The organism is Pseudomonas halotolerans, from assembly GCF_039581215.1.
Taxonomy (GTDB): domain Bacteria; phylum Pseudomonadota; class Gammaproteobacteria; order Pseudomonadales; family Pseudomonadaceae; genus Aquipseudomonas; species Aquipseudomonas tehranensis.
Genome location: NZ_JBCNTJ010000001.1, coordinates 466,285 through 482,032, shown reverse-complemented (window position 1 = coordinate 482,032; position 15,748 = coordinate 466,285). Strand labels below are relative to the sequence as shown.

12 protein-coding genes are annotated in these 15,748 nt (G+C 60.7%); 4 read left to right on the top strand and 8 right to left on the bottom strand.

All coding sequences use genetic code 11. From position 1 onward, the window contains the following. The first annotated feature begins 3 nt into the window (after positions 1–3). From AAIS01_RS02155 to AAIS01_RS02145, 3 genes are read left to right on the top strand one after another with little or no spacing between them, the layout of a single operon-like run. Positions 4–2,196, top strand: coding sequence for an FUSC family protein (locus tag AAIS01_RS02155; protein WP_343467589.1), 2,193 nt, complete (start codon positions 4–6; stop codon positions 2,194–2,196). After that, the gene (locus AAIS01_RS02150) at positions 2,186–2,386 is read left to right on the top strand and encodes a DUF1656 domain-containing protein (RefSeq protein WP_024617598.1); all 201 of its coding nucleotides are present in this window, start codon (positions 2,186–2,188) and stop codon (positions 2,384–2,386) included. The genes AAIS01_RS02155 and AAIS01_RS02150 overlap by 11 nt, the downstream gene beginning before the upstream one ends. A 10-nt stretch (positions 2,387–2,396) precedes the next feature. Further along, positions 2,397–3,254, top strand: coding sequence for an efflux RND transporter periplasmic adaptor subunit (locus AAIS01_RS02145; RefSeq protein ID WP_343467588.1), 858 nt, complete (start codon positions 2,397–2,399; stop codon positions 3,252–3,254). A 277-nt stretch (positions 3,255–3,531) separates the two neighbouring features. Here the strand turns inward: AAIS01_RS02145 and AAIS01_RS02140 are convergent, their stop codons facing one another. Further along, positions 3,532–4,356 carry an SDR family oxidoreductase gene (locus AAIS01_RS02140; protein WP_343467587.1) on the bottom strand — a complete coding sequence of 275 codons (825 nt, stop codon included), beginning with the start codon at positions 4,354–4,356 and terminating at the stop codon, positions 3,532–3,534. Positions 4,357–4,385: 29 nt separating this feature from the next. Beyond that, positions 4,386–4,850: a multidrug transporter gene (locus tag AAIS01_RS02135; protein WP_343467586.1), complete on the bottom strand. Its 465-nt coding sequence runs from the start codon at positions 4,848–4,850 to the stop codon at positions 4,386–4,388. A gap of 173 nt (positions 4,851–5,023) precedes the next feature. On the opposite strand from AAIS01_RS02135, the gene AAIS01_RS02130 reads away from it, so the two are divergent. Next, complete coding sequence (locus tag AAIS01_RS02130) at positions 5,024–7,735, top strand: RHS repeat domain-containing protein (protein ID WP_343467585.1); 2,712 nt, start codon at positions 5,024–5,026, stop codon at positions 7,733–7,735. Positions 7,736–7,827: 92 nt separating this feature from the next. Here AAIS01_RS02130 and AAIS01_RS02125 read toward each other — a convergent pair whose 3' ends face one another. The 6 genes from AAIS01_RS02125 to AAIS01_RS02100 all read right to left on the bottom strand — a co-directional run bounded on the left by AAIS01_RS02125 (position 7,828) and on the right by AAIS01_RS02100 (position 15,747). Further along, positions 7,828–9,279, bottom strand: coding sequence for a mannose-1-phosphate guanylyltransferase/mannose-6-phosphate isomerase (locus AAIS01_RS02125; protein ID WP_343467584.1), 1,452 nt, complete (start codon positions 9,277–9,279; stop codon positions 7,828–7,830). A 214-nt stretch (positions 9,280–9,493) separates the two neighbouring features. Next, positions 9,494–10,159, bottom strand: coding sequence for an alginate O-acetyltransferase AlgF (locus AAIS01_RS02120; protein WP_343467583.1), 666 nt, complete (start codon positions 10,157–10,159; stop codon positions 9,494–9,496). A gap of 14 nt (positions 10,160–10,173) precedes the next feature. After that, positions 10,174–11,349: an alginate O-acetyltransferase gene (locus AAIS01_RS02115; RefSeq protein WP_343467582.1), complete on the bottom strand. Its 1,176-nt coding sequence runs from the start codon at positions 11,347–11,349 to the stop codon at positions 10,174–10,176. Positions 11,350–11,360: 11 nt separating this feature from the next. Further along, positions 11,361–12,926: an MBOAT family O-acyltransferase gene (locus AAIS01_RS02110; RefSeq protein ID WP_343467581.1), complete on the bottom strand. Its 1,566-nt coding sequence runs from the start codon at positions 12,924–12,926 to the stop codon at positions 11,361–11,363. A gap of 221 nt (positions 12,927–13,147) precedes the next feature. Beyond that, positions 13,148–14,272, bottom strand: a complete 1,125-nt coding sequence (locus AAIS01_RS02105) for a mannuronate-specific alginate lyase (RefSeq protein ID WP_343467625.1) — start codon at positions 14,270–14,272, stop codon at positions 13,148–13,150. 23 nt (positions 14,273–14,295) lie between these two features. Then, positions 14,296–15,747 carry an alginate O-acetyltransferase gene (locus tag AAIS01_RS02100; protein WP_343467580.1) on the bottom strand — a complete coding sequence of 484 codons (1,452 nt, stop codon included), beginning with the start codon at positions 15,745–15,747 and terminating at the stop codon, positions 14,296–14,298. Between the last annotated feature and the right edge of the window lies 1 nt (position 15,748).

The following is a 15,748-nucleotide window of genomic DNA, read 5'->3' as shown; positions in this document are numbered from 1 at the left end:
CCTGTGAAGTCTTTACTCGCCCCCGCACGCTGGCTCTACCGCCTCCAATGGCGCCGTGGTTTCTTTGAATGGGCCCGCAGCGATGGGGTGACCTGGGTCTATATCTTCAAGGTCCTGTTCGCCGCGTTTCTGACGTTGTGGCTGGCGATGCGCCTGGAACTGCCGCAACCGCGCACGGCCATGATCACGGTGTTTATCGTCATGCAGCCCCAGAGTGGTCAGGTGTTCGCCAAGAGTTTCTATCGCTTGCTCGGCACCCTGGCAGGCTCGACGGTGATGGTGGCGCTGATCGCCTTGTTTGCCCAGAGCACCGAACTGTTTCTCGGCAGCCTGGCGATCTGGGTCGGCGTCTGTTCGGCGGGTGCGGCGCGTTATCGTAACTTCAGGGCCTATGGTTTTGTGCTGGCCGGCTACACCGCGGCCATGATTGGCCTGCCGGCCCTGGCTCACCCTGAAGGCGCATTCATGGCGGCCGTGTGGCGTGTGCTGGAAATTTCCCTGGGGATTCTCTGCGCCACCCTGATCAGCGCCGCGATCCTGCCGCAGACCGCCAGCGCCGCCATGCGCAACGCCCTGTACCAACGCTTTGGCGTATTTGCCCTGTTCGTCACCGATGGCTTGCGGGGGCGCAGCAAACGCGAGGTATTCGAGGCGCGTAACGTGGGCTTCATTGCCGAAGCCGTGGGCCTGGAAAGCCTGCGCAGCGTAACGGTGTTCGAAGACCCGCACATGCGGCGGCGCAACGGTCGGCTCAGCCGCTTGAACAGCGAATTCATGGGCATCACCACCCGCTTCAACGCTTTGCACCAGTTGCTCGAGCGTTTGCGCAGCCGCCAAGTCGAACAGGTGGTGAACGCCATCAAACCAGGTTTGCAAACGCTGGCCGAGTTGCTGGACGGGTTTAGCGCCCGCGCCCTGACCGATAAAGATGCTGCGCGCCTGGCGGCGCAGTTGGCTACCTACAAGGCCGATTTGCCGGCGCAAGTGCGCAGGCTGCGTGGGGTGTTCGAAGAAACAGACCCGAGCGAAGCAGAACGGCTGGACTTCCACACCGCCTACGAGCTGCTGTATCGCTTCGTCGATGACTTGCACGGCTACGCCCAGACCCATGCGTCGCTGGCTGATCATCGCCACGAACGCGAGCAATGGGACGAGCCTTTCATGCCGCAGACCAACGGTCTGGCGGCTGCGGCGTCGGGGTTTCGGGCAGCGTTCATCCTGCTGGTGCTGGGCAGCTATTGGGTCGCCACGGCCTGGCCGAGTGGCGCGACCATGACGATGATTGCCGCCGCTACGGTGGGCTTGTCGGCCGCCACGCCCAATCCCAAGCGCATGGCGTTCCAGATGGCGTGTGGCACGCTGTTCGGAGCGTTGATCGGTTTCGTCGAGATGTTTTTCATCTTCCCGCTGATCGACGGCTTCCCCTTGCTCTGCGTGATGTTGGCGCCGGTGATCATGTTGGGCTCGTTCCTCAGCTCGCGACCGCAATACGCCGGAGTCGGGCTGGGGCTACTGATCTTCTTCTGCACCGGCTCGGTGCCCGACAACCTGACGGTCTACAACCCCTACACCTTCATCAACGACTACCTCGCGATGATCCTTGGCATGTTGGTATGCGCCGCTGCCGGGGCAATCATCCTGCCGCCCAACAGCCGCTGGTTGTGGCGCCGGCTCGAGCAAGACCTGCGCGAGCAGGTGGTGTTTGCTATCAGCGGCCGGCTCAAAGGCCTGGCGTCGGGCTTTGAAAGTCGCACCCGGGACTTGCTGCATCAGGCTTATGGGCTTGCGGCGGGCCAGCCTCGGGTGCAGCGGGATCTGTTGCGCTGGATGTTTGTGGTCCTGGAAGTCGGCCACGCGATTATCGAATTGCGCAAGGAACAGGCGATCTTGCCCGTGCATCCGGCCTATGCCCCAAGCCAGCCATGGCGCCAGGCGATCCGCGTGATGGGGCGGGCGCTGGTGCGGCTGTTCCGCCAGCCCGGCCAGAGCAACCTGGAGCGCGCCCTGTTGGCGGTCGACCATGCCATCAGCCGCGTACAGGCCAGTGACGAACCCTTCGCCCCGCACTTCGACACCTCGGCCCTGCGCCGGGTGAAAAGCTACCTGCATTTCATCCGTACCTCGCTTTTGGACCGGCAATCGCCATTGGCGGCCTACGCCAGGCCGCTGCCCCAGGAACCCGCACATGCCTCGTGAAATCGCCTTCCATGGCGTGTACATGCCCACCATGACCCTGATGTTTTTCATCGCCGCCGCCCTGGCCTGGGCGCTGGACCGTTTTCTGTCGGGGCTGGACCTGTACCGCTTCTTCTGGCACCCGGCGCTGCTGCGTCTGAGTCTGTTTACCTGCCTGTTTGGCGCGCTGGCGCTGACGGTCTACCGTTGAGATCAATGCGATGAAAAAGTTTTTCAGCCTGCTTGCGACGCTGTTGGTGCTGGCCCTTGCCCTGTGGATCGGCCGGGCGTTGTGGGAGCACTACATGAACACGCCGTGGACCCGAGATGGTCGGGTACGCGCCGATATCATCAACGTCGCCGCCGATGTCAGTGGCGAGGTGGTCGAGGTGCCGGTGCGTGATAACCAGTTGGTAAAAAAGGGCGATCTGCTGATGCGCATCGACCCTGAGCATTACCGCATTGCGGTGAAACAGGCTCGCTCGTTGGTGGCCTCGCGCAAGGCGACCTGGGAAATGCGCAAGGTCAACGCCCATCGGCGTGCCGACCTGGACAGCCTGGTGATCTCCCGGGAAAACCGTGACGACGCCAGTAACATTGCCGACTCGGCCCTGGCCGATTACCAGCACGCCCAGGCGCTACTGGAGGCCGCCGAACTGAACCTCTCGCGTACCCAAGTTCGCGCGGCGGTGGACGGTTATGTCACCAACCTCAACGTGCATCGGGGTGACTATGCGCGTATCGGCGAGGCGAAGATGGCTGTGGTGGACATGCATTCGTTCTGGGTCTACGGCTATTTCGAAGAAACCAAATTGCCCAAGGTGCGGGTCGGTGATTCGGCGCAGTTGCAATTGATGAGCGGTGAGGTGCTCAAGGGGCATGTGCAAAGCATCTCTCGGGGCATCTACGACCGGGACAACCCGGCAAGCCGCGAGCTGATCGCCGACGTCAACCCGACCTTCAACTGGGTTCGCCTGGCCCAGCGGGTGCCGGTGCGGATTCATATCGACGAAGTGCCGGACGGCGTGCTGCTGGCGGCGGGGATGACCTGTACGGTGGTGGTCGAACCGCAGGGTTAGCACATTATTTGTGGAAGGGGGTAGACGCACACTCACCACCAAGCCCTGTGGGAGCGGTGGGTATGAGTTCCATGTTCGGCCCGAATCCCTGTGGCGAGGGGATTTATCCCCGCTGGGCTGCGAAGCAGCCCCAAAACCAAGCAACCCGGTGTACGAGTCGAAACCGCATCAGACAGACGACGACTGCTCCGCAGCCGAACGGGGATAAATCCCCTCGCCACAGGGATTAACCATATCCCCGGTCCAAACAAGGTAAGGCCTGCTATTCCTCCAGCCCTTACAGCGAGCCACCCAACCCAAACCGCTTCCTCAAGCCTTTTTCCAGCAATGCTTTGGGCAGCAAACCGGCCATCAACGGCAATGCCCGGCTGCCATTGCCCAGGCGCAGCAGGCGCGGGGGGCTGGGTTGCTGTACGGCCTTGAGCAGGCCAGCGGCAAAATCGCTGGCCGGGGTCGGGTTGTCCTGGGACGCCTTGGCGCGGCTGCGGATGCCGTCGCGCAGAGGCCACCAGGGTGACTGTTCGCTGATCAGTTGCTCGGCTTCATGGCCGGCATTTTTGGCGAAACTGGAGGCGATGGCGCCAGGCTGGACTTCCATTACGCGGATGCCGAACGGCGCCAGTTCCATGCGCAGCGCATCGCTCAAGGCATGCACCGCCGCCTTCGAGGCGCAATAGGCGCCGGCAAATGGCGTCACCAGCACGCCGGAAACGCTGCCGATGTTCACCACCAGTCCCTTGGCCCGGCGCAGCACCGGGAACAGTGCGCGGGTTACCCCGACGATGGCGAACACATTGGTTTCGAACTGGCGCTGCATGGCCGGCACACCACCGTCCAATAGCGGCCCCATGGCGCCGTAACCGGCATTGTTGATCAGCACATCGAGGCCGCCGTGTTGCTGGTTGATGCGTTCGCTCAACTGTTCCAGGGCCTGGCCGTCATTGACGTCCAGTTGTACAGCGGTGAACCCGGCCGCGCTGAGCGCCGCCACGTCTTCATCTTTGCGTGCACTGGCCCAGACCTGATAGCCGGCAGCCTTGAAGGCATCGGCGAGGGCGCGGCCGATGCCGCTGGAACATCCGGTAATCAACGCAACGGGCATGGCCATTCCTTATGCAAACAGTGAGAGGGTCAGTTGGAGAAGCTGCCTTGCAAACGTTCGGCGCGAAACTCCAGGGTGTGTGGACGATATCCGGGACGCAGCGGCGGCAGGGGTAGGCAGTCCTGCCAGTCAGCGCCGGGCTGCAACTCGCCTGGGCCTCGATAACGCGGTGCGGTGTACTGATTGTCGGCCAGGTTGATGGTGTCGCCGGGTGCATAAGCTGCGATCCGCCAACGCAGTTCGGTCAGCGGCACGTCGTTGCCATTGGTCATGTTCAGCAACAGCGGTCGGTCGGCCGGGCAGCGTTCGGGGGCGTAGGTGACGCGCAGATCCAGGCGGTCCAGTTGCCGGGTTTCACGGCTGTCCTCCCAGAGTACCCATGCCGCCACCAGCCCCAGCCCGACGAATGCCGCCAGGGACACCGGCAACGCCTTGGCTGGATAGCGCAGCAGCAGGATGAGCCAGGTGATGACCAGCAAGACGCCGATAAGCATGGTTGAAGCCTCCGTTACCGTCCCACCATCCTACCGGAGGGCGCGGGCCGTGGATATTCATCCGCCTCGGGCCGTCGGTCGCCACTGTCATATCTGACAGTAGGCAAGGGCTGTCTGCCCTTGTTAGATGCCGGGTAGGACGCTGCGGTGCTACGACCAAGAGGCCTGATTAGATGGGCATGGATCAGAGAACCCCGAAACTGATGGCCTTTGACCCAAGGAATTTACCGGTACGTTCGGTCGACTATTGGCGAAACATCGAGAACGGGCCCTCGCAACAGCGTATCACTGCCAGCTTTTTCGATGTCGCCGGTCGTTTGGTCAAACAGTGGGATCCTCGATTGTGGCGCTTGCAACAGGATGACCCGTCAGTGCCGGCCAACCTGACGACGGTTTATTCGCTGTCCGCTGCCGCGCTGCGTACCGATAGCGTCGATGCAGGCTTGCAGATCGATCTGCCAGGGATCGCCAGCGAGAGCTTGCGGGCCTGGGACGGCCGAGGGACGCAGCGCGAGGTGGTCTACGACGACTTGCTCCGTCCTCTGGCGGTGCTTGAGCAAGGCGTCGGGCAACCGCGTCGGTGCGTGGAGCGGTTGAAGTACGGTTATCCGGGCCAGGGCAATCGCGACCATAACCAGTACGGACAGTTGATCCGCCACGATGACCCGGCAGGTAGCGTGCTGCTGGAGTCGTTTGCCCTCACGGCCCAAAACCTTGTCCAGAACCGTCGCTTCATCCTTGATGCCGTCGCTCCCGACTGGCCGGAACCGGAAGCTGATCGCGAGGCGCTGCTCGAGCCCGGCGAAGGTGCTCTCTCAACGTGGTCCCTGGGGCCGCTGGGTGATGTGCTGGAGCAGACCGATGCCAGGGGAAATCGGCAGAAACGGAACCTGACCCTCGAGGGTCGATTGCGTGAAAGTCATTTGCGATTAAACGACCAGGACGTTTGGCAGCCGCTGGTCAGGGATATCCGTTATAACGCCGACGGGCAAATAGTGCAGGAAACGGCCGGGAACGGTGTGCAGACCCTGCTTGAATACAGCCCCGACGACGGCCGGTTGATGGAACGCCACGCCAGGCGCGCCGACCAGGTGCTGCAGGACCTGTTCTACACCTATGACCCCATGGGGAACGTGCTGAGTATCGAGGACCAGGCCCTGCCGGTGCGCTACTTCGCCAACCAGCGTGTGGAGCCCGTCAGCCGTTTCAGCTACGACAGTCTTTATCAGGTGACCGAAGCCAGCGGCTGGGAGGCGGGCGCTGCCAATCAGGGACCGGCGTCCATTGGTCGTACCGATCCGACGGCGGTCAGCAATTACCAGCAGACCTATCACTATGACGAAAGCGGCAACCTGCTGGAACTGACCCACGTCGGTGCGCAGAATCATGGACGCCAGATGAAAGCGGCCCGCTACAGCAATCGTTGTTTGCCGTACCGTAACGGCGTGCCGCCGACCGAGGAAGAGATCGACGCGGCATTCGATGCTAGGGGCAATTGGCTTGAACTGGAGCCGGGGCGTTCCTTGGCCTGGGATCTGCGTAACCAGCTAGGTTCGGTCACGCCCATAGCACGCATGTCTCGTCTCGATGACAGGGAAGCTTATGTCTACGACGGTAACGGTCAACGCGTGCGCAAGCTGCGTGCGCTTCAAGCCGCTTCCCGGACGCTGGCCGCCGAAGTGCGTTACTTGCCGGGGCTGGAACTGCGTGCCGACAGCAGCACCAGGGAGTCGCTACAGGTCATTACGGCTCAGGGTGGACTCAACAGTGTTCGGGTATTGCACTGGGAAAGCCCACCACCGTCGGGGGCCAATGACCTCTATCGATACAGTTTTACCGACCACTTGGGCTCCACCAGCCTGGAGCTTGCCCAAGACGGGCGAATCATCAGCCGGGAGCATTTTTATCCCTTTGGCGAGACGGCCTACCTGGCCGGGGCTGAGGTCAGTTACAAGACGGCCCGTTACTCGGGTCAGGAACAGGATGCGACGGGGCTTTATTACTACGGTTTCAGGTATTACGCGCCGTGGTTACAGCGTTGGGTCAATCCGGATCCGGCAGGGACGGTGGATGGTTTGAATCTCTACCGGATGGTCCGTAACAATCCGCTGACGTTTTTTGACGAGCAGGGCCAGGAGCCTCAGTCGACAACGTCATTAACCACCGCGGTGGCTATTTATGAGGCGTATAGGCAAGGCTACAGCGATACGGACAGGCAGTTGCCCTTTAAAATGATGGCTGAAATCACCGGCGATAAGCTGAAATTCAAAACCAATAAAGCGCCAGACGCGATGCTCGCTAAGGTCCAGGCCAAGCGCTTTACGTTGCGGCACTACACCGTGGGCGGGGGCAAGGGTGAAGCTCCCTCCTTCATGGAAATTGCCTCGAATTTTTCGCTGGTGCATAAAAAATTGAAAACATTGGGCGGAAAGGGCGGAAATACCAACGAAAAGGATTGGACGAAAGCAGGCAATAGCGCGTTTACATTTTTTTTGCTGGCCGTGGATGGCGAGGTCAATGAGCGTAAGTTTCTCCAGTCAATGACCCATTACGCCGAGTACGACCTCAATGATGACAAGGCGCTTGAGGCGGCCCTGGGAGCAGACTATGCACGCGTAGAGTTTTTCGCATCCCCTGACGTACTCGACCCCAAGCACTCCTCGAACCTAGAGACTGTTCCGATGGTGAAAGGGCGTTTGAAGGATCTTAAAGCGCTGCTATTGGGCAATTCGGGTATTTCTTCCGTACAAATCGGGAGAATGGATTCGCGCGCATTGCTCGACAATATCGACCGTGCTTTTGGGGGCAGCCTGGAGATCAAGATTCCAGGTTCTATAAAGGTAAATATGTGGCATAAAAAGGGGCTTGGACGGATGGCAGCCTGATCCTGCAAAAAAAGCCCCCACCCAACCCACTGCGGATAGGGGACGCAGTGGGCTGGACGGGGGCTTCTTGTACAACGGGTTGTTGCTGATCGTTATTGGGCGATGGTTTTCACCGACACGCCACGTTCGATCGGGGTGGAGCGACCGTAGATGTCTTCGAAGCGCTCAATGTCATCTTCGCCCAGGTAGCTGCCGGACTGCACTTCGATGATTTCCAGTGGGATCTTGCCCGGGTTGCGCAGGCGATGAACCGAGGCGATCGGGATGTAGGTCGACTGGTTTTCGCAGAGCAGGAACACGTTCTCATCGCAGGTCACTTCGGCGGTGCCGCTGACCACGATCCAGTGCTCGGCGCGGTGGTGGTGCATCTGCAGCGACAGGCATGCGCCCGGCTTGACCGAGATGTGCTTGACCTGGAAACGACCGCCCATGTCCACCGAGTCATAGGAACCCCACGGACGATAGACTTCGCAGTGGTTCTGGGTTTCGGTGCGGCCCTGGGCGTTGAGGGTGTTGACCATTTGCTTGACGCCTTGGACCTTGTCCTTGTGGGCGATCATCATGGCGTCCTTGGTTTCGACCACCACGATGTTGTCCAGGCCGATCACCGACACCAGCTTGCCGTTGCCATGGATCATGCAGTTACGGCTGTCCTGGACGACGACGTCGCCCTTGGTGACGTTGCCGTTGGCGTCCTTGGGGTTGACTTCCCACAGCGACGACCAGCAGCCGACATCGCTCCAGCCGGCCGACAGTGGCACCACGCAGGCGCGCTGGGTCTTTTCCATGACGGCGTAGTCGATGGAGTTGTCCGGGCAGCAGGCGAAGGTGGCTTCGTCGAAGGTGATGGTGTCGGGGGTCTGCTCGCTGCGCTCAAGGGTCAGCAGGCAGGTGTCGTAGATGTCCGGATCGTGCTTTTTCAGCTCTTCGAGGAAACGGCTGGCGCGGAACAGGAACATGCCGCTGTTCCAGAAGTAACCGCCGGCCTCGACGAACTCGGTGGCGCGCTTGACGTCGGGTTTTTCGACGAAGTGCGAAACGCGGCTCACCCCTTCAGGCAGCAGGGCATCGTTGGTCGACTTGATGTAGCCATAACCGGTTTCCGGTTTGGTGGCCGGTACGCCGAACAGCACCATTTCGCCCCGCTCGGCGGCCACGGTGGCCAGGGCCAACGCACGCTGCAGGGCTTTCTGGTCTTCAAGCACGTGGTCGGCCGGCAGGACCAGCATCAGCTCGTCGCGACCTTCATTGACCAGCATCATTGCGGTCAGTGCCACGGCCGGCGCGGTGTTGCGCCCGAACGGTTCCATCAGGATGCGCTGGGCTTCCAGATTGCGGTTGCTCAACTGTTCGTTGACGATGAACCGGTGGTCTTTGTTGCAAACCACGATCGGGGTGTCCATGCCTTCGAACACCAGGCGCTCGAGGGTCTGCTGGAACAGGGTGTGTTCGCCGGTCAGGGCCAGGAACTGTTTAGGGAATTGCTTGCGCGAAAGCGGCCAAAGACGTGAGCCGCTACCACCTGACAAGATCACCGGAATCATGTTTGTTACTCCTACAAATCGAAATGGTTTTTAGAGCTACTGCGTTCTGTCGTTTCACTCTCTTGTTGTTGTTCCGTACCCGAATGACACCTTGATCCAGGGTGGGAGCGGGCTTGCTCGCGAAGGCGGCGTATCAGTCGACATTGATGTTGAATGTCAGACCGCATTCGCGAGCAAGCCCGCTCCCACAGGGGGCGTCAGTCAGGTGAATTGATCAGCGGGTCGACACGGGGCGTTTTACCCACACTGGCGACAGGCTGCTGCCCGAACCGGTGACGTACAGCACGGCCGCTTCGCCGCGCTCCAGGGCCACGGGCTTGAGATCGCCGACTTTCTTGTCGCCATCGAACAGCGCCAGGCTCACTTTCACCGGGTTGATTTCACGCTCGCCACGGCCCTTGGCCGCCACGGTCTTGACCACTTCGGTCTTGCCATCGGCGGTCTTGAGGGTCAGTGGCTTGTCACTGAGGTTCTGCACGCGTACCAGGGACTTCTGCTTGTTCTTGAACGGCGGTTCTTCGATCAACTGAGGCTGGCCGCTGGCGTTGTTGACCAGGGTGTAATAGTGATCGGGGGCCAGTTTTACCGGGACGGTCTGGCTGCCGATCTTGGCGCTGTAGTCGCCACCGGGCATGAAGCTGAAGTCGGTGCTGGCCAGTGGTGCTACGTCGCTCAGGTTGGTGCTGCCGACGGTGGCGCTGACTTCGGCATTGCTGGCGTTGTAGATCCGCACGAAGCTCGAACCTTTTGGCGCAACCGGACCGTACAGGGCCGAGTCACCGGCAAAGGCGGACAGGGAAAGGGCACTCATGCTGGCAACCAGGGCAACGGCCTTGAGGGAGCGAGCAGCGAGACGGCGAGGAGTTGTAGTGAAAGTCATGGTGGACCTCTCTTTCAGTTTTGCGCCCGGTCGGGCGTCTCGGATGGGGTGTTGGCGGCGACGTTCTGTTGGCGCGCGCCGGCTTCTTTGAGTTCTGCGACCCACTGCGGGTCGGCGTCACCGATTTCGTTGTTCACAGGCAGATAACGTTCAGGAAACTCCCAGATCAGCACCTGTGGCGGGCTGTTCTTGAAGGCGTCGCTCTTGAGGTAGCTGAGCATCGGCAGAATCGGGCCATGGCCGTCTTCGGCGTAGTTCACGACGTCGCTGTTGAGGGCCTGCTTGAGGGCGCCGACGAAGTTCCAGTTGGGGTTGGCGCTGTAACTGGTGCCGATCAGCGCCACGGGCACTTGGTCATCGGCAAACAACGCGTCGCCTTCGGCCGGCTGATCGTCGGCTTCACGGGTGGTGCGTTTGACCAGCGGCTCCTGGGCTGGCATCAGGTTTTCAAACAGCGGGTCCAGGGGCAGGAACTGACGCAGGTCGCCCTTGTGGGTGATTTTCTCCGCAGTCTCGGTGACGAAGCGTTGTGGCTCGCCGTTGAGCGGAGTTCGCTCGGCAATCGTCTTCGCCAGTTTCTCGGCGGCGACCTGCGCGCCTTCCGGGGTCCAGTGGGTGTCGGTGCGCAGGAACACTTGCTGGCCGCTTTGCTTGGCCTGTTGCATCGGGCCGAGCAGGTCAGGTGCGATGATCTTGTCTGCCGCGACGCGAGCATGGAAATCCTGGTAGAGGTTGGCGTGAATGCTCGATGGCTTCACTTCACCCAAGTGTTCCGGGTAGAGGCGCGCCTTGGCCGGCACGATCGCCATGACCAGGGTGATGCCCTGTTCCTTGAGCTTCTGGCGCACGCCTTCGACCAGCGCGTAGTTGCCTTGCAGGTTCTGTTGTTCGTTGACGATCGGGTTGAACTCTTCGTCGCTGTACAGCCACTGGTCGCGGCCCAGGACCACGCCTTTGCGGCCCTCGTTGAACAACTTGTAGTCCAATGCCGCCCAGATGTTGGTGCCCAGGCGCTTGATCGGGAACTCGTCGTCGTAGTGCGTCTCGACGGCTTTGCTCCAGCGACCGTTGAGCACGGTCGCATCGGGGTTGGTGCTGAAGCCGAAGAAGCTGCGCACCGACCACAGGCCCAGGACCGTCAAGGTCAGCAGGAACAGTGCGATGTAGAAGATGCGTAATGAGCGGGTCATGTTCAGATCCCTCAGAACTGGAAGTAAAGGAACGGCGAGAAGCTTTGCGCCGAGAGTTTGAGAATCGAGGCAATGAACAACATCAGCACCAGGGCGCGCATCGCATAGCGTGACCAGTCCGCAGTCCAGTAGGCCGGTTGCACCTGGGCTTCGACGCCCACGGTGTAGCCCGGTTCATGAATGTTCGACGGGTTTTCGCCCGGCACGGCTTTGATCAGCCCTGGTTGAGCCGTGGCCGGACCGTCGGCCTCGGTGTTCACTTCAGGTTTGGTTTTGACCGGTGGCTGATGGGTGTAGAGATCGCGCAGGCCGAAGAAGGCGAGGGTGGCGTAGGCCACCGCCAGCGTGGCGATTTGCAGACCGGTGAGGTTGGCGCGGGTCAGTTCCGACAGCGACCAGTCGCCGAAGCTGAACATGGCGCTGTACATGCGGCCGGCTACGTGCAGGTTCTCGGCACGGAAGATCACCCAGCCCATCACCACCAGCAGGAACGTCAGTGCCCAGCGGATTGGATTCAGAGCGCGTGGCGTGGTGTTGATGCCTACCGCTTTTTCGATGGCCAGCCACATACCGTGCCAGGCACCCCAGATCACGTAGGTGATGTTCGCGCCGTGCCACAGACCACCGAGCAGCATGGTCAGGAACAGGTTGCGATAGGTCATCAGCGTGCCTTTGCGATTGCCGCCCAGGGTGATGTAGAGGTAATCGCGCAGCCAGGTCGACAGGCTGATGTGCCAGCGCCGCCAGAACTCGGTGATCGACTGGCTGATGTAGGGCTGCTTGAAGTTTTCCATGAAACGGAAACCCATCATCAAGCCCAGGCCGATGGCCATGTCGCTGTAGCCGGAGAAGTCGAAGTACAGTTGTGCGGTGTAGGCCAGGGCACCAAGCCAGGCATCGCCCGTGGTGGGGTTCTCCAGGGCAAAGCAATGGTCGGCCACCACCGCCAGGGTGTCGGCGATGAACACCTTCTTGATGAAGCCCTGCATGAAGCGCGTGCAGCCCTCGGAGAACTTGTCCAGGGTGTGGGTGCGGTTGTTGAACTGATCGGCCAGGTCGCGGAAACGCAACACAGGGCCGGCGATCAGGTGCGGGAAGATCGCCACGAACGCTGCGAAGTCGATCAGGTTGTGGGTCGCCGGGGTGTCACCGCGATAAACGTCGATGATGTAGCTGATGGACTCGAAGATGTAGAACGAGATCCCGATCGGCAACAGCACGTGGGTCAGGATGAATGGGTTGAGACCGAAGCCGGTAATGATCGCATTGAGGCTGTCCACACCGAAGTTGGCGTACTTGAAGTAGCCCAGGATGCACAGGTCCACGCCCACGCCGAGCAACAGCCAGCGCTGGGCCGGTTTGGTGCGCACGCCGGCGGCGCCGACTTTCAGGCCGATCCAGTAGTTCCACAGGGTGACACCGGCGAACAGCGCCAGGAAGTCCACGCGCCACCAGGCATAGAACACATAGCTGGCCAGCAATAACAGCAGGTTGCGATAGCGTTGCCCGCTCAGGTAGTACAAGCCGAGAAAGATCGGCAAGAACAGAAACAGGAACACATTGGATGAAAATACCATCCCGATCTCTCCATGATGAATCAACAGTCAAGGGCCAGAGCCCCCCCAAACCCCCCCCATGAAAACCGGGGGGCATAACACAGTTCATGTCTGACACTGCTCTGTGGGAGCGGGCTTGCTCGCGAAGGCGGTGTATCAGTCGACATCATTGCTGGATGACAGACCGAATTCGCGAGCAAGCCCGCTCCCACAAGGTTCCCTGCCAGGCAGGGGTTACAGCATCAGCTACCTTTCTCACCTTTTTCCCACGTAGGGTCGTACACCTTGGTCAAGTCTCCGCCGAGGCGGAACGTCTTGAACGGCTGCATTTCATGCTTGCGCTCCAGCACGTCCTCGGGGCAGGTGTAGAGGCTGCAGAACGGTTCGAGCCAGGCGAACTTGGAATCGACTTTCAGATCCTTCATGTCCTGTTCATCGCCGTTCTTGTCTTCGAAGATCTCCGGATCTTTCACCCCGGCCAGGACTTGGTCAGCCAGACGCTTGAGGGCGCCGTTGTTTTCCTGGCGCAGGTCCACGCCGTTGACCTGGGCAAAACTGGCGATCATCGCCAGGGGCGGCAGGGCATAGTTGTGGTAGGACAGCGCCCGTTGCTTGCGCTTGAGTTCGTTGGGCAAGAAGCCTTCGGCATCGACCTGATTGACGCCGACCTTGTATTCCTTGACGGCCCAGTCGAACAGGTCGCGGCGGTTGGTCGCCACGGCGGTGGCCATCACCGACCAGGCGGCCCAGTAGGAGTGGTTGTTGATTTTTTTCAGCGGCAGGTTGTCCCAGTCGCTGACCACCTGATCGGCCATCTTGCTGAACCAGCCTTCGATCAGTTGCGCCTGCTCCTGATGATTGGCCAGTGGACGAGACTCGGAGAACTTCAGGCGAACATAGGCCGACGCCATGCTTCCCAGGGCCCATTTGCGCATGGACTTGCCGGTGTGGTTGAAGTCCTTGGACATCAGCGCATCGGCCTTGGCCCAGGCGGTCAGCCAGTTCAGGGTGCATTCGAGCTGCTCGGGGCGACCGTCGCGCATGAATTGCATCACTTGCTTGCTGACGCCGCGTTCGATCCGGGTGATATCGGAAGTGGCATCACGGAAGGCTTTTTCCGATTTCACGTTCAGCGTTGCGCGGGCCTTGTCGGAACCCTCGTACTTGCTGCGAAATTGCAGAGCGCCGGTGTAGGGCGTCGGGACTGCCTCGCAACGCTCGTCAGAGCTGCCCGTCTTGAATTTTTCAATGGGTGCGAAGTAACCCTGGGGCGGGCGTAGCGGGGCCGCGGCCTGCGTCGCGCCGGCGAATATCGCCAGGGTCAGCAGGGACGGCGCCAGCAGCGTTTTCAACGTTCGGGTGCGCATGGTTCTGGTCATGAGACGAGACCTCATTGTCCGATTTGAGCCGTTTGTTGCCCGGCTTGCGGAGATGCGTTGCGTTTGCAGACTTTCGCTTCGATTTGCTGTGGCTCGGCACCGGCTTCAGGTCCCTGGACTTCTACAGCCAGCAGGTTCTGGGAAGCCCAGTCTGAGTCGGTGCGCAATTGGAAGGCGAAACGTCCGTCGGTTTCGGAAGTGTCCGGTTTTTCGATCTTGATATCCTCGTGGCGCCCGTTCATGTACCAGAGGGTGGCTTGCAGGGTTTTCACCGACGTATCGGCGAAGCGGATATCGATCTGGTGGCTGCCGTTACGCAGGTCCATGTTCTTGCTGTTGACCATCAATTCGTTCTTGCCGGGCTTGAGCGCCGTTTTGCTGCTCAACAGCGCGGGCTTGCCTTCGCAACCGTTGTTGTCCAGCAGCGCCATCATCTGGCGGTAGATGGTTTCCTGGTCCAGGCGATACAGCGGCGAGAATTCCCAGATCAGGATTTTCGGCGGGCTCTTCTGGAATTCTTCGCTGCCCAGGTACTGGATCATCGCGCCTTCCAGACCGCCGCCGGGGAAGGCAACGTTGAGGATGTCGGCGCCGATGGCTTCTTGGAGGAAGCCGGCGAAGTTGTAGTTCTTGCCGCTGTGACTGGTGCCCACGAGGGTGATCTGCGGATTACTGGAGTCGCCGAACAGGTCGCCGTCGCCGGCTTCGCCTTTCGGCTCGGTGGTGAACTGATCCATGTACTGGATCGCGTAGCTGGTGCCGCACAGCTGGCCGGCCATGTTGTGCAGAGTGCCGGTCTTGCCCATGCGGCCGGACTTCTTGGTCTCGAATTCCTGCTTGGGGATGTCGGCGAAGGCCGGGATCTGCTTGACCTTCTCGGCCACGATCTTCGCCGTGCGCTGGGCGCCGTAGGGGGTCCAGTGCTGGTCGCCACGGAAGTAGAAATCGTGGGCCGGCAGGGTGTCGGGCAGGCTTTCGTTGGTCAACGGCGACAGGTCCGGCACCACATAACCCATCTGCGCGAAACGTCCGAGCATGGTCTTGTAGTTGGTCAGGGCCTTGTCGAAGTCGTAACTGGCCTTTTCCTGGGGGTTGAGTTTGTTGCGGTTCACCAGGCCCCGGGTCGGTTGATAGACGAGCACCAGCTCAACGCCTTTTTTCTTGAACGCGTCGTGCAACTGCTGCATGCGCTTGTAGCCGGCCGGGGTGGTGTCGAATTCCGTACGCAAGTCTTCCTGGGTGCGGAACAACCAATCGCCCTGAGCCTGCACCAGCGTGGTGAAGTTCTGCTGATAGCGCGTGGTGTAGTTCTTCGCGTCATGGGCAGCAGGGCACAGGTTGCAGCACGGTTCGGCAGTAAACGTGGGGGCTGTGATTTCGTCGGCGCGTGCGCCGCTGGTGGCGGCGAGAATGCCGGCCGTCAGGGCGGACAGGCCCAGAAGTTTGATCATCTGTGGGTTCATA

Coding starts and splice junctions, on each gene's coding strand:
- AAIS01_RS02140 (WP_343467587.1), bottom strand. CDS start 4,356: ATGCCCGTTGCGTTGATTACCGGATGTTCCAGCGGCATCGGCCGCGCC.
- AAIS01_RS02150 (WP_024617598.1), top strand. CDS start 2,186: ATGCCTCGTGAAATCGCCTTCCATGGCGTGTACATGCCCACCATGACC.
- AAIS01_RS02125 (WP_343467584.1), bottom strand. CDS start 9,279: ATGATTCCGGTGATCTTGTCAGGTGGTAGCGGCTCACGTCTTTGGCCG.
- AAIS01_RS02115 (WP_343467582.1), bottom strand. CDS start 11,349: ATGACCCGCTCATTACGCATCTTCTACATCGCACTGTTCCTGCTGACC.
- AAIS01_RS02105 (WP_343467625.1), bottom strand. CDS start 14,272: ATGCGCACCCGAACGTTGAAAACGCTGCTGGCGCCGTCCCTGCTGACC.
- AAIS01_RS02135 (WP_343467586.1), bottom strand. CDS start 4,850: ATGCTTATCGGCGTCTTGCTGGTCATCACCTGGCTCATCCTGCTGCTG.
- AAIS01_RS02120 (WP_343467583.1), bottom strand. CDS start 10,159: ATGACTTTCACTACAACTCCTCGCCGTCTCGCTGCTCGCTCCCTCAAG.
- AAIS01_RS02110 (WP_343467581.1), bottom strand. CDS start 12,926: ATGGTATTTTCATCCAATGTGTTCCTGTTTCTGTTCTTGCCGATCTTT.
- AAIS01_RS02130 (WP_343467585.1), top strand. CDS start 5,024: ATGGGCATGGATCAGAGAACCCCGAAACTGATGGCCTTTGACCCAAGG.
- AAIS01_RS02145 (WP_343467588.1), top strand. CDS start 2,397: ATGAAAAAGTTTTTCAGCCTGCTTGCGACGCTGTTGGTGCTGGCCCTT.
- AAIS01_RS02100 (WP_343467580.1), bottom strand. CDS start 15,747: ATGAACCCACAGATGATCAAACTTCTGGGCCTGTCCGCCCTGACGGCC.